Below are 16629 nucleotides of genomic sequence, written 5' to 3' on the forward strand. Positions count from 1 at the left end.
CCGCTGGACCTATGAGGGAAAGCCGCTCGCGGCATGAATGATTAAACAGTCTCGGGATTTCCACTCTGTTGCACTAGGGCATCTGTAACTGCAGCAAGATACCGAGCGCTCCGAATAGGATCAGATAGAAGGCGACAATGTAGTTGAGCAGGCGTGGCCAGATCAGGATCGCAATACCCGAAAGCAAGGCGATGAGAGGCGATATCAGCATGAGGTTCATGATAGATGTCTCCATTGGTCGGATGGGAAGAGGGCGGCATCGGCGGCGCCAAGCGCGACCATCGGGTTTCAGCTTAGGCTACTTGGCCTTATCCGGCCCCGGAGCTGCTTGGGTTTTTTCTGCGAGGCCCTCTCCTCTGTGTTGTCTTGATGGTGCGCATCAGGGCCTCGGTCAGAAGCGCCAGCGTGAGCGTGCGGGCTCGGGGGCTGCTGTGCATGGGGTGAACTCCGTCATGGTGTTGTTGATCGCAGGCGCTGCCTGGTGAGGCCGCGTCCCCATTGTCCTTAAGCATCGACCATGCCGATTCCGGATCATCTGTCAGCGCTTGGTCTTGCGGTTGAGGGAGGGTACGAAGCGAGGTGGCTGGCTCATATGCCCCAGGCTGCCTTGGTGCGCCTGGGGCTAGCGCACCAGAGCGGTGATTGGACGGGCCGGGCGGGAAAGCGGAGTCCGAGATGAGCACCGGCAGCAGATTTTCCAGATCCTCCTTGCGCCCTAAGTCTGCGCTAATTCTCGATCGCTATCCTGACCCTCACGCGAATCCCCGCGTGACTGACGAGAGGCGATGATCATGAAAGCCAAGCTCTATTCCACCCTAGCCATCACGACGCTCTGTCTGTCCAGCCTTGGCGGCGCCTACGCCGCGAGCAGCGAGCAGAACGATGCGCTCGGTATCACCGATGCGCCGATCAGCCTCACTCAGGCCGTGGTCGCCGCGGAGCAGCACATCGGCGGCAAGGCGTCCAAGGCCGAGTATGAGCAGGACCAAGGCCGTTGGGTCTTCGACGTCGAGGTCGTCAAGGGCGACACCGTCATGGATGTCGAGGTGGACCCCACGACCGGGAAGGTGCTCAGCGCCGTGCCTGACAAGATGGATCAGGGCGATGACGAGGACCGCGAGGGCGGTGACGAAGGGGAGGGTTGATCTCCGAGGCGCGGGCGTCTGGGGCTGAACGAGCGCCCCAGATGCCCGATCCCCCCATTCCTCGCATGCCAAGACTCAAGGAGCCCCAAGCCATGAAGACCATCCATGAAACCGCCCTGAGCAAGGTCCCCGAGGTCACCTTGCTCTTCTGGGTGATCAAGATTGCTGCAACGACACTCGGCGAGACCGGCGGAGACGCGGTCTCCATGTCCATGAACCTCGGCTACCTGGTCGGCACCCTGATCTTCGCCGGCGTCTTCCTGGTCGCGGTCGCCGCCCAGATCAAGGCCAAGGGATTCCACCCCTGGCTCTATTGGACGACCATCATCGCGACGACCACGGTTGGCACGACCCTGGCTGACTTCGCCGACCGCTCGCTCGGCATCGGCTATGCGGGTGGCAGCTCGCTGCTCCTGCTGCTGTTGATCGCCTCTCTGGCGCTCTGGTATCGGACGCTCGGGAGCCTTTCGGTCGAGTCTATCCGCACGCCGAAGGCGGAGATGTTCTACTGGGTCACCATCATGTTTTCACAGACCCTGGGCACCGCGCTGGGCGATTGGACGGCGGATACCGCGGGCCTCGGCTACGAGGGCGGGGCGCTCATCTTTGGTGCCTTGCTGGCGCTCTTGACCCTGGCCTACTACAAGACCAAGGTTTCGCGGACCCTGCTGTTCTGGCTGGCGTTCATCCTCACACGCCCCCTGGGCGCGGTGCTCGGAGACCTGCTCGACAAGCCACTGGCCGCTGGCGGACTGGCCTTGAGCCGCTACTCGGCGTCATTGGCGTTGATCGTCTTCATCGCGGCCTGCCTCCTGCTGTTTCGACATCGGCCGGCCGAGACGGCGCACTGAGCTGAGGAGGGGCCTAAGAGGCTGTCTGAGTATTCCAATCGCCCGAGCCGGGGCGAATTCATTCGCCCTATCGCCAGTGCCAGGGGCGACTAGAATCGCCCCTTGAGTTTACAGACAGCTTCTAAGGGTTCTCCCCCATCTCAGGGAGCACCTGATGCCTCTCCTGCTGGTCATCACCGCCCGCGACGCGGTCGAGGACCCTATCGAGGAGCCTGTCCGACTTAGGATGCATCGGCTGCGGAATCGGGAGAAGGGTCCCTTTCGCCCCGTTTTTTCGTGACATAGAACCACTATGCGCCTCAAAACCGGAACGAAATGGCCTCGCTCTCCCACTTCCTCGCTTCGATCCCTCCAAGTCGGACAGGCTCCTAGGGGCTGGACCTCGGCGCCGACGACGGAGTCTGTCCGACTTAGAAAGCGCCCATTAATTGTTTCCCGATACGAGCGATCCCGCCCGAAATCCCCCCTAGCCCCCCTTTGCGAAAGGGGGGAAGTTGTTGATGGTCACTTTCTTAGGATGGGCGTTGATCCCGCAGTGAGCTGTGCAGGCACAGGCGCTTTGCTTTGGCCGACGTTGGGGCCGTGCCCTCTCCTCGTTGATCCGTTGACAATGATCTAAGCAGCGGCTGTCCTGGTTGATGCGCCCCAGGTTGGTTGTAGTGAACCAGCCGGCGGCGGATCATCGGCCTGCCCCCCCGAGCGGCAGGCCAAGCCTCGGGCGGTACGAAGTTTGCTCATCTGGTTTCCAGCGCACTTCGCAAGCGTCGATGCAAACCCCGGATGGGTCGGCACCATGACCCCGTTCGCGATCCCCGAGCCGCCGTGCTTGGACCTTAGCCAACCGATCGGTCAGTGGCTTGGTGGAGGCCATTCCGAAAGAGAGGTCACGCAAGAAAATGTCGAACAGGAATCGCGGTTCCGCCGAAGTCAGCCCAGAGATGGGTTCATTCACGGTCCGACGGATGTTCTGGATCCCGCTCTGGATGTCTGTCGGCCTGGTCATCGCCGTTCTGATCGGCATGCTCTTCTTCTCCTGGCGCAGTTTGGAGCGCCTGGAGCCGATCCAGGCGCACCTCGCTCATGTCGAGCGGATCCAGAGCCTTGGATTGCAGATGGAGCAGGCACTGCTCAAGGGTCTGCGCGGGACGCCGATCGCGCGCTCCGAGCTGGTCGAACTTCGCGATGAGGTCCAAGAGATCGCAGGCCTGGAGGGTGCGCTGCACCCTGAGACTGTGACGCGGCTGAATCGTGTCAGGATCCAGCTTGGCGATGCGCAGGCAGGCTCGGTCGACCTGCTGTTTCAGACGCTCGCCGAGGTCCGTCAGGTGCTCGATGGTGAGCGGGAGCGACATGACTGGCTGCTGACCCAAATCGGACGGGATGCGATGGTCGAGATCAAGCTGACGGTCCTGCTGTTGCTGATCGGTCCGCTCCTCTTGGGGGTCTCGCTGCTGTTTATCCGAGGGCGTGTCAAACAGCCGCTGAGGGCAATGGAGGACCTGCTGGCCCGCCTCGCGCGGAAGGACTATCGCGCCGTCCCCGAGGCCATCATCGGCGAGATCGACGCGGTCGCGCACCCCGCCTTTCACAGCTACAACGAGCTGGTCGCGCGCCTGCAGGCGCTGGAGGCCGAACATTGCGACCGCGAGCAGACCCTGGAGCAGGAGGTGCGCCACGCCACCGCTGCGCTGCTCGCCCAGAGCCGCGAGCTGGGCCGCGCCGAACGCCTGGCCGCCGTCGGCGCCGTCTCCGCTGGCCTGGCGCATGAGCTGCGCAACCCGCTCGCCGGTATCCAGATGGCGTGCAGCAAGCTGCACCGGGCGCTGGGGGAGGGTGAGCACGCGGCCCGTATCGCCGCGGTCATCGACGAGCTCAAGCGCATCAATCACCTGCTCACCAGCCAGGTGGACGCGGCGCGCCATCTGCCCGAGCCCCTGGAGGTCGTCGCCGTTGACCAGCTCATCGACGAACTGCTGACCCTGCTGCGCTATCAGATCCCGGACCGAATCGCCATCGACGCCCAGGTTCCGAGCGACCTGCGCTGTCTGCTGCCCGCCGCCGGTCTGCGTCAGGCCCTGCTCAATCTGGTCCTCAATGCCGTCCAGGCAATGCCGGGCGGGGGGCGCATTCAGCTCACCGCCAGCCTGGAGAGCGGTGAGCTGAGCGTCAGCGTCACCGACTCCGGACCCGGATTTCCCGAGGATCTGCTGCGCGTTGGGATCCGCCCCTTCGCTACCGGCCGCCAGGGCGGCAGCGGCCTGGGGCTCGCCATGGTGCGCCGCTTCGTGCGCGACCACGATGGCGATCTGCATCTCGCCAACCAGGCACCGCAGGGCGCGGCCGTGACCCTGCGTCTGCCCTACCGCCCCCCCGAGCCCACCGGAGCGACTTCCCATGCCTGAATCCCTGCTGATTATCGAGGATGAGCGCCTGCTGGGCGCCGAGCTGTGCGGAGAGCTGGCATCGAGCGGCTGGGATGCCGTCCAAGCCTTCGATCTTGCCGAGGCGGAGCGCTTCCTGTTCGAGCGCAACCTGGAGCCGCTGGTCGTGCTCTCGGACATGAACCTGCCGGACGGCAACGCCCTGGACCTGCTGGAGAAGGTGCGCGGGCGCGGGGTCGGGGGAGAGTGGATCTTCCTCACCGCCTATGGCGGCATCCCAGAGTCGGTGCGCGCCCTCAAGCTCGGCGCCTTCGACTTTCTGGAGAAGCCCTGCGAGCTGGAGCGGCTGCAGATCGTCGTCGCCGGTGCCAAGCGCAGCGCGCTTGCCCAACGCCGGCTGCGCGATGAAGAGCGCATGCGCGGCAGCCGCTACTCGCCCCAGGCCTTCATCGGCCACAGCCAGGCGGCGCGCGAGGTCCGCGACATGCTCGAACGGCTCTCGAAGGTGCCCTTTTCCGGCCTCGTCATCACGGGTGAGACAGGGACGGGCAAGGGGCTGATGGCGCGCATCCTTCACAACGCGGGCCCACGTGCCTCGGCCCCGCTGATCGAGGTCAACTGCGCCGCCCTGCCCAGAGACCTGATGGAGGCCGAACTCTTCGGTCACGAAGCGGGTGCCTTCACCGGCGCTAAGGGCCGGCGGCGTGGACTCATTGAGCAGGCCAACGGCGGCACCCTCTTTCTCGACGAACTCGGCGAGCTGGAGCTGGATCTCCAGGCCAAGCTGCTGAAGGCCATCGAGGACCATCGCATCCGCCGCGTCGGCGGCGAGCGCGAGCTGGAGATCGACCTCCAGGTCATCGCCGCGACCAATCAAGCGCTTGAGCAGCGCGTGGCCGAGGGCGCCTTTCGCGCCGACCTCTACCACCGTCTCGCCGTCTTCCGCCTCGAAGCCCCCGCGCTGCGCGACCGCAAGGAAGACCTAGAAGACCTGCTGCCCGTCCTCATTCAGGAGTTCAACGCCCGCTCCGGGCATCGCGTCGAGACCGTCCCGCCCGTCGTCTGGAGCCGCCTTAGCGCCTACCACTGGCCCGGTAACGTGCGCGAGCTGAGGAACCTGGTCGAGCGCTGCGTCCTCCTCGCCGACGGTCCCGTCTTCCCGGAGCGCTGGCTGCACCTGGGCGAGGCCGCATCCGCGACCGAAGCTCCGCTCTGGGGTGTCGTCGACGAGGACCGTATCTGCCTGCCCTTGGACGGCAGTGTCAGTCTGGACGGGATGGAGTGCGCCATCCTCACCGAGGTGCTGCGGCGTAACTCCGAGAACGTGAGCCTAAGCGCGCGCGTGCTTGGCACGACGCGGGAGAAGCTGCGGTATCGGGTGCAGAAGTATGGCTTGAAGGTGAGCGATTGAGGCCGCTAAGAAAGTGCCCATCAACAACTTCCCCCCTTTCGCAAAGGGGGGCCAGGGGGGATTTCGAGCGGTATCGCTCGCATCTGGAAACAATTGATGGGCACTTTCTAAGCCCGGGAGCAACTCACAGCCCTCCCAAAATTTCGTCGACTTCCCCCCTTTCGCAAAGGGGGCAGGGGGGATTTCGAGCGGTATCGCTCGCATCGGGAAACAATTGATGGGCACTTTCTAAAGCCCGGGAACAACTCACAGCCCTCCCAAAATTTCGTCGTCCAATGAGTAGGGTAGACTGTCCGCCGCATCGCAGACGATGATGCCGAGGATCCCGCGACAGCACGGGTGGTCACGCCACTTGCTTGACCGGGTGACCGAACAGCCAATATTTAGGTCGCTCATGTGGGATTCGAATCATTTTCATAACGCCAGTCTGGAGCTTCCATGACGAGATCGATTTTGTTGCGCGCTCTGGTCTTCGGCATGAGTGCCTCATTCTTGGTCGCCTGTAATCAGCCGTCGGGGCAGGGGGCAGGTCCCGGAAAGGGCGCGCAAATGCCCACGCCCGAGGTGTCGGTGGTGACGGCGCATGTCCAGTCGGTGCCCCTGACCCGTGAGCTGGTTGGGCGCCTGGCCGCGACCCGCACCGCACAGGTGCGCGCGCGGGTGGCGGGCATCGTCCTCGAACGGGTCTACACCGAGGGCACCGATGTCAAGCAGGGCCAGGTGCTGTTCCGGATCGATCCGGCCCAGTTGGAGGCCAAGCTCAAGGCCGAGGAGGCGGCGCTGGCCAAGGCCGAGGCGGATGCCGTCAACGCCGCCCTGACGGCCAAGCGTTATCAGGAGCTGCGCGAGAAAAAGACCATTTCGCAGCAGGACCTGGATACCGCCCAGGCCGCCGAGCGGACCACCGCGGCGGCCGTCAAGCAGGCGCGCGCCAATGTTGATGGCGCCCGGCTCGATCTGAGCTATGCCACGGTCCGCGCGCCCATCGCGGGTCGTGCCGGCCGCGCCCTGGTGACCGAGGGCGCGCTCGTGGGTCAGAACGAGGCGACGCTCTTGACGACGGTGGAACAGATCGATCCCATCTATGTCAATTTCAGCCAGTCGGTTCAGGAGTTGACCGAACTGCAAGAGATGGCGGTCGACGCCCAGGGGGCAGGGGTGTCCGCATTGGAGACCAAGACGTCCGTCGAGGTTCAACTCCCCGGCGATGACGCCTATTCAAAGTCAGGGACGCTGGACTTCTCCGACCTGGCGGTGGATCCAGGGACCGGCGCCGTGTCGCTGCGTGCCACCTTGCCCAATCCGCATCGCGCCCTGCTGCCCGGGATGTTCGTCACCCTGCGTCTGACCACGGGGCACTTGGATCAGGCCGCTCTCTTGCCGCAGCCGGCATTGGCGCGGGATGCGCAAGGCGCCTATGTCATGGTCCTGAACGCCGAGGGCAAGGTCGAGCAGCGCCGGGTCGAGAGTCACGGGATGACTCGCCGGGATTGGATCCTGACCGGCGATCTGGCCGAGGGAGATCAAGTCATCGTCAAGGGGCTGCAGAAGGTCAAGCCAGGCGCGATGGCAAAGGTTGCGCCAGCGGAGCCGCCGGCTGACGGGGAAAAGGCTGGTTAGATAATCGCGTCCGGAGCGGTATGCGTGGTCTTGTGCATGCCAACTGCCAACTGCTAACTGCTAACTGCCAACTGCCAACTGCCAACTGCCAACTGCCAACTGATACCCCATGCCACGTTTCTTCATCGACCGCCCCATCTTCGCCTGGGTCATCGCCATCCTCATCACCCTGAGCGGCACCGTGGCGATCTTCGAGCTGCCGGTGTCGGCCTATCCGCCGATCGCCCCGCCCCAGGTCAGCATCAGCGCTTCCTATCCGGGGGCCAGCGCGGAGGTGGTCGAGAAGACCGTCACCTCGGTCATCGAGCAGCAGCTCACTGGAGTGGACAATCTGCTCTATTTCGAGTCCACCTCGCGCTCCAATGGCACGGTCCAGATCACCCTGACCTTCCTGACCGGCACCGATCCGGATATCGCCCAGGTACAGGTCCAGAACCGTCTGGGCCTGGCCGAGCCCCGTCTGCCCGAGGAGGTGGTCCGCAACGGCATCACCGTGGCCAAGGCCAATAACGACTTCCTGATGGTGGTGGCGCTCAAGTCCGAGGGCGCTGGAATGGACAGCTATGCCCTGAACAATCTGATCGCCTCCCAGATCCTGGATCCCATCCGGCGCCTGCCGGGGGTGGGCGGGGCGACCCAGTTCGGCTCGGGTTACGCCATGCGTATCTGGCTCGATGCGGACAAGCTGCGCGGCTACGGCCTGAGCGCCGCCGACGCGCTCGACGCGGTGCGCGCGCAGAACGTCCAGATCGCCGCCGGGTCCATCGGTTCCGAACCCGCCTTGCCCGGTCAGGGTTTCACCGCCTCGGTCAGCGCCGCCAGCCGCTTCACCAGCGTGGATGAGTTCGGTGCCATCATCCTGCGGGCCAATGCCGACGGCAGCAATGTGCGACTCAAGGACGTTGCCCGCATCGGCCTCGGCGCCGAGGCCTACGGGCACGACGTGCATCTGGGCGGCGACCCCATCGCCGGTTTCGCCATCCAACTCGCCCCGGACGCCAACGCCCTGGACGTGGCGGCGGCGGTGCGCGCCAAGATGGATCAACTCACCCGCTATTTCCCGGCCGGGGTGACCTGGGTCACCCCCTATGACAGCACCCAGTTCGTGCGTATCTCCATCCAGGAGGTCGTCAAGACCCTGGCCGAGGCGGTGGTGCTGGTGTTCCTGGTCATCCTGTTGTTCCTACAGAATCTGCGCGCGACCCTGATCCCGACCCTGGTGGTGCCGGTGGCCCTGACCGGCGCCTTCGCCGGCATGTATCTGGCGGGCTTTTCGATCAATGTGCTCAGTCTCTTCGGGCTGGTCCTGGCCATCGGTCTTGTGGTGGACGACGCCATCGTGGTGGTGGAGAACGTCGAGCGGCTCATGACCGAGGAGGGGCTGTCACCCAAGGAGGCGGCGCGCAAGGCCATGGATCAGATCACCGGGGCGGTCATCGCCATGACCCTGGTGCTGGCGGCGGTCTTCATCCCCATGGCCCTGGTGAGCGGCAGCGTGGGGGCCATCTATCGGCAGTTCTCGCTGACCATCGCCATCTCCATGGGGATCTCGGCGCTCATGGCGCTGAGCTTCACCCCGGCGCTCTGCGCCACCCTGCTGAAACCGGAGCACGAGCGGCCGAACTGGTTCCTGCGCGGCTTCAATCGCGGCTATGGCTGGCTGGCCGGGGCCTATCTGGCGCGGGTGGGCCAGTCGATCCGCCATACCCCGCGCTGGATGGTGGCCTTCATCGCGCTGGCCGTCCTCGCCGCCTTCCTCTATGCGCGACTGCCCACCAGCTTCCTGCCCGAGGAGGATCAGGGCTACGCCTTCGCCATCATCCAGCTGCCCCCCGGCGCCAACATGGAGCGCACCGGCGAGGTGCTGCGCGAGATGGAGACCATCCTGGCCAAGCTCCCAGGCATCGACAAGGTGTTGGACGTGGCCGGTTTCAGCTTCGTCGGCCAGGGCGAGAACGTCGGCCTGGGGTTCCTCCGGCTCAAACCCTGGGATGAGCGCACCGCGCCGAACGAACAGATCAAGGCCGTCATTCAGGCGGCCAACGGCGCCGTGCAGGCGATCGAGGGCGCGCGCATCTTCGTGGTCAACATGCCGACGGTGCGCGGACTGGGACGTTTCGGCGGCTTCGACTTCCGTCTGGAGGACCGCGCCGGGGTCGGTCATGACAAGTTGGTCGAGGCGCGCAATGCACTGCTCGCAGCCGCGGGCCAGAACCCGGTCCTAGCCGGGGTGCGCCCCAACCAACTGGAGGACGCCCCCGAGGTCCACCTCAAGGTGGACCGTATCCAGGCCCAGGCCATGGGGCTGTCGCTGACCGATATCTACAGCGCCATCCAGCTCATGCTCGCGCCAGTTTATGCCAATGACTTCAACTACCAGGGGCGGGTGCTCAAGGTTTTGCTGCAAGCGGACGCAGCCTATCGCAGCCGCCCCGAGGATCTCGACCGCTATTACATCCCGAGCAGCAAGGGCGGTATCGATGACATGGTGCCCCTGAGCAGTGTGGTCACCCCGACCTGGACCACGGCGCCGCCAGCCATCGACCATTACAACGGCTACGCGGCGGTCCAGATCAACGGTGGCGCGGCCCCTGGCCGCAGCTCGGGCGAGGCGATGGCGGCCATGGAGGAGATCGTCCGCGACGACCTGCCCCAGGGCATCGGCTACGAGTGGTCCGGCGCCTCGCTCCAGGAGATCATCTCTGGGCAGCAGGCGCCCATCCTCTTCGGACTCTCGCTGCTGGTCGTCTTTCTCGCCCTGGCCGCGCTCTACGAGAGCTGGTCGGTGCCGGCGGCGGTGATCCTGGTGGTTCCGCTGGGCGTGCTGGGCGCGCTCAGCCTCACCTGGTTTCGCGGTCTGGAGAACGATGTCTATTTCAAGGTCGGGCTCATCGCCGTCATCGGTCTCTCGGCCAAGAACGCCATCCTCATCATCGAGTTCGCCAACACCATGCACCAGTCCGGGCGCAGTCTGCTGGAGTCCACCCTGGAGGCTTGCCGGCTGCGCTTTCGCCCCATCCTCATGACCTCCATCGCCTTCATCCTCGGCGTCACACCGCTGGTCATCTCCAGCGGCGCCGGCGCCAACAGCCGCCATGCCATTGGCACAGGGGTCATGGGCGGCATGCTGGGCGCCACCCTGCTCGGGGTCCTCTTCGTGCCCGTCTTCTTCGTGGCCGTGCGTCGTTTGATGGGGGACAAGCTGGAGCATCATGAGGGGGAAAAACATCCGCCGAGCGGCTGAGCCCTCGTCAAGGCGGGGTCGCACTGTCGCAAAAGCGGCGGTGTTTTGTGGAAAGAAATCTAACCCAAGAGGAGCGATTCCATGGCAACGATGGAGCAATTGGAGCTAGCAGCTCACAACAGTCAGCTGGTTGGTGACGTCAGACACCTGGTCGAGAAGTACCGTTCGATCTTCGCCTGGGACGTGCCCGACCTCGATCAGGATCTCTCCGACACCATGATTCTGACCGCCATTCGCCAGGCGTTGGACGCCGTCGAGGAGGACTTGCGCCGCCGTGCCGCGGGATCCTGAGTCAGCCTGAGGTATCGCGGTCGCCGAGATCTTTGAGAGCGACCTCCCGGTGAGGGAGAAGACAGCCATGAACTACGCCAAGCGATTTCGCGTCGAGCCCGGCAGCAAGGTCGATCTGAGCCGCGTCGATGCTAGCTTCAAGGACCGCCACGAATCTCACACCCAGGCGCTGCCGGAGATCGAGCGCGATCGCGACAGGCTGCGCGAGTTGCAGTATCGGATGTACGCCGAAGGCAAGCGCTCGCTGCTCATCTGCCTCCAGGGGCGGGATGCGGCCGGGAAGGACGGCACCATCAAGCATGTCCTCGGCGCCATGAATCCGCAGGGCTGCCGGGTCACCGGCTTCAAGGTGCCTTCAGCGGAGGAGGCGGGGCATGACTTCCTCTGGCGCTATCACAAGGCCGCGCCGGCGCGCGGTCAGGTCGCCATCTTCAACCGCTCGCACTATGAGGATGTGCTGGTGGTGCGGGTGCATGACCTGGTGTCCAAGACGGTCTGGTCGAAGCGCTACGCGCAGATCAATGCCTTCGAGCGGATGCTTCATGAGAACGGGACGCACATCCTCAAGTTCTATCTCCACATCGACCCTGAGGAGCAGCTCGCACGCTTCAAGCAGCGGCTCGACGACCCCGCCCGGCACTGGAAGATCAGCGACGGCGACTACGCGGAGCGCCCCTATTGGGATGAGTACACTGCGGCCTTCGAGGATGCCTTGAGTCAGTGCAGCACGGACCAGGCTCCTTGGTTCATCATCCCGGCCAACCACAAGTGGTTCCGCAACCTGGCCATCGCGCGGATCGTCGCCGAGACGCTGGAGTCCCTGGACATGCGCTTTCCCGAGCCGAGCGTCGACATTGCGGAGATTCGCAAGAAGTACCATGCCCTGGTCGATGCGGAGGGGCAGGGGGGTAGGTCAGAGCCGGGCGAGCATCATCACAAGGGTCAGTGATGACCCAGGCGGGGCCGTGGCTGGGTCGGAAAGCCCTTCGAAGCGCCTAAGCTGGCCGGTCCTCGGCGGCGTCCTGCCGCTCGGGTCTGCCCGGCTCTCAGGTGAAATCCTTGCCGGCCTGACCCTCGCCGCGCTCGCCATCCCCGAGGTCATGGGCTACACCCAGATCGCCGGCACTCCGGTGATCACCGGGCTCTACACCATGCTCATCCCCATGAGCCTCTTCGCCCTCTTTGGATCCTCGCGGCACCTGGTCGTGGGTGCGGATTCCGCGACGGCGGCCATCCTGGCGGCGGGCCTTCTGGGCGTCGCCCCACAGGGATCGGACAGCTATCTGGCCCTCGCCGGCCTGCTCGCGCTCATGGCAGGCTGCCTGCTCATCCTGGCGCGGCTGATCGGACTCGCCTTCATGGCGGATTTCCTCTCGCGCACCGTGCTGATCGGCTTCCTGACCGGCGTGGGGATTCAGGTCGCGCTCGGGCAGGCCAGCGGGTTGCTGGGACTCCCCGGCGGCGGACAGGGGACCTTCGCCCGGCTCTGGGCCGACGTCCGGCAGCTCGATCAGGTCAACCTCCATGCCTTGGCGATCGGGCTCGGCGTGCTGGCCGTCAGCCTGGGCGCAAAGAGGCTCTCCCGGCGGATCCCCGGCCCCTTGATCGCCATCGTCGGCGCCATCGCCCTGAGCTGGATGCTGGACCTCGGGCGGCTGGTCCCGGTGCTGGGTGAGGTGCCCGGCGGCCTGCCCCGGATCGGGTTGCCGCAGGTCACCTGGAGCTGGAACCTCATCAGCACCCTGGCGCCGACGGCCTTCGCCATGTTCGTCGTCATCCTGGCCCAGAGCGCGGCCACCTCGCGCGCCTATGCCGTGCGTTATGAGGAGCGGATGAGCGAGGCGCGCGATCTGGTCGGACTGGGACTGGCGAATCTCGGCGCCGGTCTCTCCGGGACCTTCGTCATCAACGGCAGCCCGACCAAGACCCAGATGGTCGACAGCGCGGGTGGTCGGACGCAGCTCTCGATGCTTGTGGCGGCGCTGGTCGTCTTGCTCGTCCTGCTGTTTCTGACGGTGCCGCTGGCCTTTGTGCCAGAGGCAGCGCTCTCGGCCGTCGTCTTTCTCATCGGCTTGGACCTGATCGATCTCAAAGGGCTGCGTAAGATCTACCAGAATCGCCGTTCGGAGTTCTGGGTGGCGCTCATGACCATGCTCATGGTCGTGGTGGTTGGCGTCGAGCAGGGCATCCTGCTCGCCATCCTGCTGTCCCTGATCGACCACACCCGACGCGGCTATCGGCCGCGCAACGCCGTGCTCGTCCCGACTGGGTCCGGCGCCTTGCACGCCCAGCCCGTCGCCACCGGCGCCCAGGCGGCTCCGGGACTCTTGATCTACCGCTTCACCCATAGCGCCTACTACGCTAACGCCCGTCAGCTCTCCGAGGAGGTCAGGGCGCTGGTGAAGGGCGCCGATCCGCCGCTGCGCTGGTTCTGCCTAGATGCCTCAGCGATCGACGACGTCGACTTCTCGGCCGCAGAAACCCTGCGCGCGCTCGACGCCATGCTGAAGGAACGGGGGATCCGGTTCGTCGTCGCCCAGGTGATGGAGGATGTCGGAAACGGAAGCCAGACCGCTTTGGGTCGCTTGCTGGGCCGGGACGTCCTCTTCGACTCGCTGGAAGATGTCCTGACGGCCTATCGCGGTCGATGACTGGGCGGCGCGACACTGTTGTCGCTCACTCTATTTCACAACACATTCTCAGATTGATCCGCACTGATCGTGCCGGACCCTTTCGCCGTCGCCAATCCCCCGGCCTCGGTCGGTTTGAGGCTTCCCTTAAGCTCGCAATGTCCCAATTCCGCACACGGAAGCTTCGTCGGCTGGAGTCCTCAGTCGCCGAGATAGCGGACGTTGGCTCGTGTCTCGAACTCCATAGCCTGTCCCTGGAACCTCGCCGCAAGAAGTGGAAGAGCCAGGACGGCTATCCGACGCTGGCTCATGACGGGCTCAGGCTGTTGGAGGTGGCCTTCCCCTAGATCGAGATCAGCAAACCCTTTACGGCGCAAAGCACTAACATATTTGTTATCATTATCGGCGTGAGCTACAGCATCATCTACTACAGCGAGGCCGTCCAGACGGCGATCACGGCGCTGCCCGACACCTTGGCTGCACGCTATATCGTCCTGACTCGGCGCATGCTGGATTTTGGTCCGAATCTGGGCGAGCCACATACCAAGGCATTCGGTAACGGTTTGTTCGAGCTACGTCTGAAAGGCGGCGATGGGATCGGGCGTGTCTTCTTCTGCACGCAGGTCGGACAGCGAATCGTGATGCTGCACTGCTTTGTGAAGAAGACCAACAAGACACCCGTGCGCGAACGGCGTCTCGCCGAAGCGCGGATGAAGGAGATCCACCATGCAGACCCACGATAAACTGATCGAGACGCTGATGCAGCGTCCCGGTGTGCAAGCCGAGGTCGAGCGCCTGGAGCGGGAGGAATTCGCCCTGCTCGACCTGTTACTGAAGGCGCGTCACGAGGCGGGGCTTTCCCAGGCTCAGGTCGCCGAGCGCATGGGAACCCATGCGCCTGCGGTCGCGCGCTTGGAGCGGGCGCTGGCGACGGGCAAGCACTCGCCGTCAGTTGCCACCTTGCGCAAATATGCCCGCGCTTGCGGCAAGAATCTCTTCGTGGATCTCAGGGACTAGCCATGGCCAAACAAGCCCGCAAGACAAGAGCCGAGGAAACCGCGGAACTGGACGCCGATGTCGTTGGCGCTGGACGGAAGCTGAAGCTTCCCTCGGTCGATTTCTCGGACCCCGCCTGCCCCACGACCTGACTCGAGGTCGACTTTCCAATCCTCTCCATCAACCTGCAGGCAGGAGCCCTGTTCGTGCTCACTGAGCCACCTCATTGAGCGTCCGCTCTCCGAGCCTTTCTTGCCGGTCAACGTCAAGGGCCATCTGCCTGCTCTCCGCGTTTTGCAGTCCCCAGGCGTCGGCTGTAGTCGGATCCAGACTATCTGTCTATGTCTGTATTATACGTAAAGCACAAATTCTTAGGACGCGGCCCATGCTCTCGATCACCTCTGCCGACTTCCAGCGCCATTTCGGACGCTATCAAGACGAGGCCCTCAAGGAGCCGCTCGCCATCACCCGCAATGGCCGTGAGCGCCTCGTCGTGCTCTCCGCCGAGGAGTATCACCGCCTGAAGCGGCGTGATCGCGAGGTCCTGGGCCTCGACGACTTCACCGCCGCAGACCTCGAGGCGATTCGCCAGACCGAGCCGCCACCCGAAGCGGCTGCCTTTGACGATGAGTGCCGCTGATAAGGATGCCGCTCCCGACACCCGTTCCTAGCTTGGTCATCCGCTACGCCTATTTGTGGCGAGCGGAACAGCAGCGCGGTCACGAAGAAGGCCGCAAAGACCGACCCCGTGCTGTCATCCTGGTCACCACGGACGATCACGGCGATCCGGTGGTCACCGTCTTGCCCGTCACGCACACGCCACCGTCCGATCCGTCGCTGGCGGTCGAGATCCCGCACGCCACCAAACGTCGTCTGGGATTAGACGATGACCGCTCGTGGATCGTGCTGACCGAGGCCAATCGTTTCGTCTGGCCGGGGCCGGATCTGCGCCCCACGGTCTCGGGCGATGCAACGACCGTCGCCTATGGCCTCCTGCCGCGCACCCTGTTCAAAGACGTGATCACCCAGTTTCATGACCTGGTTGTCGCTCGCCAAGCCTCTCTCGTCCGACGCACCGAATGATGATCGTGCACATCAGCATTCTTCTTCCCGCGTGGCCAAGAAGCCGCCACTGCTCTCTCGCTTCCCGGTTACCGCAAAACGCGGATTCCTGTCGTTCGACCCACGTCGCCTGGTGCCGGCTTTCCTCCGTAGAGCCGTCAGTGCCTTCGGGAGGCCTGAGTAGACTCAATCCGCCTACACGTTCGCTTGCTGCCCTCCGCGCAGCATTGGCTCAGTTCTGATTGCTGCTACCCGTGGGCAGGGCATAGGAAGCCGGATGGGGACCGGCAGCAGGCAGATCTCTTTCGCCGAGGACCGTGATTCATGCTCAGTGTCGTTGCTAAGGTACTCGTAAAGTCGGTCGTTTGTACATACAATCAAATGAATGGCAATGGACGACATCGAGTTCGAGTGGGATGAAAGCAAGCGGCAGGCGAATCGCCGCAAGCACGGCGTGGACTTTGCCGACGCGGTGGAGTGTTTCTATGACTCGCTCAGCAAGGTCATGCTCGATCCCGACCACCCCACCGAGCATCGCTATGTGCTTGTGGGTGAAGACGTCCATCGTCGTCTGCTGGTCGTCGTGTACAGTCAGCCTTGCGATGGCCTGATTCGCATCATTTCTGCACGCGCAGCAACTCCGTCGGAGCGCCGAGTGTATGTACAAAGGTGATCATCATGCGAGACGAGTACGATTTTTCCCGCGCTGAAAGTGGTCCGGTCGTCAAGAGCGGCAAGGAGCGGATCACGATTCGGCTCGACCCGGAAATCATCCAGTGGTTTCGCGATCAGGTTGCTGGTGGAGGCAACTACCAGACACTCATCAACGAAGCACTGCGGGGGCATATCCAGCGCAATCAGGGCACTGACCTGGAGAGCACACTGCGTCGCGTAGTTCGCGAAGAACTCAGGCAAGCAAGCTAAACCCCACCTAGGCCGGAATGCGTAATTTCTCCTCCTCTGGATCGAGTGTCGTTCTCGTCCACAGGCGGTCGGCG

General features: G+C 64.2%; 17 protein-coding genes. 16 read left to right on the top strand and 1 reads right to left on the bottom strand.

Going from position 1 to position 16629, the window contains the following annotated elements; translation table 11 throughout:
* Positions 1-73: 73 nt before the first annotated feature.
* Positions 74-220 (bottom strand): DUF3096 domain-containing protein, encoded by a 147-nt coding sequence (locus G3480_RS20450; RefSeq protein ID WP_206171813.1) that lies wholly within the window; start codon positions 218-220, stop codon positions 74-76.
* Between the two features lie 571 nt (positions 221-791).
* On the opposite strand from G3480_RS20450, the gene G3480_RS20455 reads away from it, so the two are divergent.
* From G3480_RS20455 to G3480_RS20525, 16 genes are all read left to right on the top strand, one after another.
* Complete coding sequence (locus G3480_RS20455; RefSeq protein ID WP_164655746.1) at positions 792-1145, top strand: PepSY domain-containing protein; 354 nt, start codon at positions 792-794, stop codon at positions 1143-1145.
* Positions 1146-1237: 92 nt separating this feature from the next.
* Positions 1238-1996: a COG4705 family protein gene (locus G3480_RS20460; RefSeq protein WP_164655747.1), complete on the top strand. Its 759-nt coding sequence runs from the start codon at positions 1238-1240 to the stop codon at positions 1994-1996.
* A 983-nt stretch (positions 1997-2979) separates the two neighbouring features.
* Positions 2980-4398 carry an ATP-binding protein gene (locus G3480_RS20465; RefSeq protein WP_164655748.1) on the top strand — a complete coding sequence of 473 codons (1419 nt, stop codon included), beginning with the start codon at positions 2980-2982 and terminating at the stop codon, positions 4396-4398.
* Positions 4391-5788 (top strand): sigma-54-dependent transcriptional regulator, encoded by a 1398-nt coding sequence (locus tag G3480_RS20470; protein ID WP_164655749.1) that lies wholly within the window; start codon positions 4391-4393, stop codon positions 5786-5788. The genes G3480_RS20465 and G3480_RS20470 overlap by 8 nt, the downstream gene beginning before the upstream one ends.
* A 438-nt stretch (positions 5789-6226) precedes the next feature.
* On the top strand, positions 6227-7408 hold the full coding sequence (locus G3480_RS20475) for an efflux RND transporter periplasmic adaptor subunit (protein WP_164655750.1): 1182 nt from the start codon (positions 6227-6229) through the stop codon (positions 7406-7408).
* Between the two features lie 109 nt (positions 7409-7517).
* On the top strand, positions 7518-10652 hold the full coding sequence (locus tag G3480_RS20480) for an efflux RND transporter permease subunit (protein WP_164655751.1): 3135 nt from the start codon (positions 7518-7520) through the stop codon (positions 10650-10652).
* 81 nt (positions 10653-10733) lie between these two features.
* Positions 10734-10943 carry a hypothetical protein gene (locus G3480_RS20485; protein WP_164655752.1) on the top strand — a complete coding sequence of 70 codons (210 nt, stop codon included), beginning with the start codon at positions 10734-10736 and terminating at the stop codon, positions 10941-10943.
* A 67-nt stretch (positions 10944-11010) separates the two neighbouring features.
* Positions 11011-11892, top strand: a complete 882-nt coding sequence (locus tag G3480_RS20490; RefSeq protein ID WP_164655753.1) for a polyphosphate kinase 2 family protein — start codon at positions 11011-11013, stop codon at positions 11890-11892.
* Between the two features lie 16 nt (positions 11893-11908).
* On the top strand, positions 11909-13594 hold the full coding sequence (locus tag G3480_RS20495) for a SulP family inorganic anion transporter (protein WP_206171814.1): 1686 nt from the start codon (positions 11909-11911) through the stop codon (positions 13592-13594).
* 386 nt (positions 13595-13980) lie between these two features.
* Positions 13981-14316, top strand: coding sequence for a type II toxin-antitoxin system RelE/ParE family toxin (locus G3480_RS20500; RefSeq protein ID WP_164655755.1), 336 nt, complete (start codon positions 13981-13983; stop codon positions 14314-14316).
* Positions 14300-14590 (top strand): helix-turn-helix domain-containing protein, encoded by a 291-nt coding sequence (locus G3480_RS20505; protein ID WP_164655756.1) that lies wholly within the window; start codon positions 14300-14302, stop codon positions 14588-14590. Before G3480_RS20500 ends, G3480_RS20505 begins: the two co-directional genes overlap by 17 nt.
* Positions 14591-14592: 2 nt before the next feature.
* Complete coding sequence (locus tag G3480_RS29060; protein ID WP_276611732.1) at positions 14593-14721, top strand: hypothetical protein; 129 nt, start codon at positions 14593-14595, stop codon at positions 14719-14721.
* Positions 14722-14954: 233 nt separating this feature from the next.
* Entirely contained in the window at positions 14955-15209 is a 255-nt protein-coding gene (locus G3480_RS20510) for a type II toxin-antitoxin system Phd/YefM family antitoxin (protein ID WP_164655757.1), read from the top strand.
* Positions 15210-15214: 5 nt separating this feature from the next.
* Positions 15215-15652 (top strand): hypothetical protein, encoded by a 438-nt coding sequence (locus G3480_RS20515; RefSeq protein ID WP_164655758.1) that lies wholly within the window; start codon positions 15215-15217, stop codon positions 15650-15652.
* Between the two features lie 370 nt (positions 15653-16022).
* Positions 16023-16304 (top strand): BrnT family toxin, encoded by a 282-nt coding sequence (locus G3480_RS20520; RefSeq protein ID WP_240905945.1) that lies wholly within the window; start codon positions 16023-16025, stop codon positions 16302-16304.
* 5 nt (positions 16305-16309) lie between these two features.
* The gene (locus G3480_RS20525) at positions 16310-16555 is read left to right on the top strand and encodes a BrnA antitoxin family protein (protein WP_164655759.1); all 246 of its coding nucleotides are present in this window, start codon (positions 16310-16312) and stop codon (positions 16553-16555) included.
* Positions 16556-16629 lie beyond the last annotated feature (74 nt).

The organism is Thiorhodococcus mannitoliphagus (assembly GCF_010915725.1).
GTDB classification, from domain to species: Bacteria; Pseudomonadota; Gammaproteobacteria; order Chromatiales; family Chromatiaceae; genus Thiorhodococcus; species Thiorhodococcus mannitoliphagus.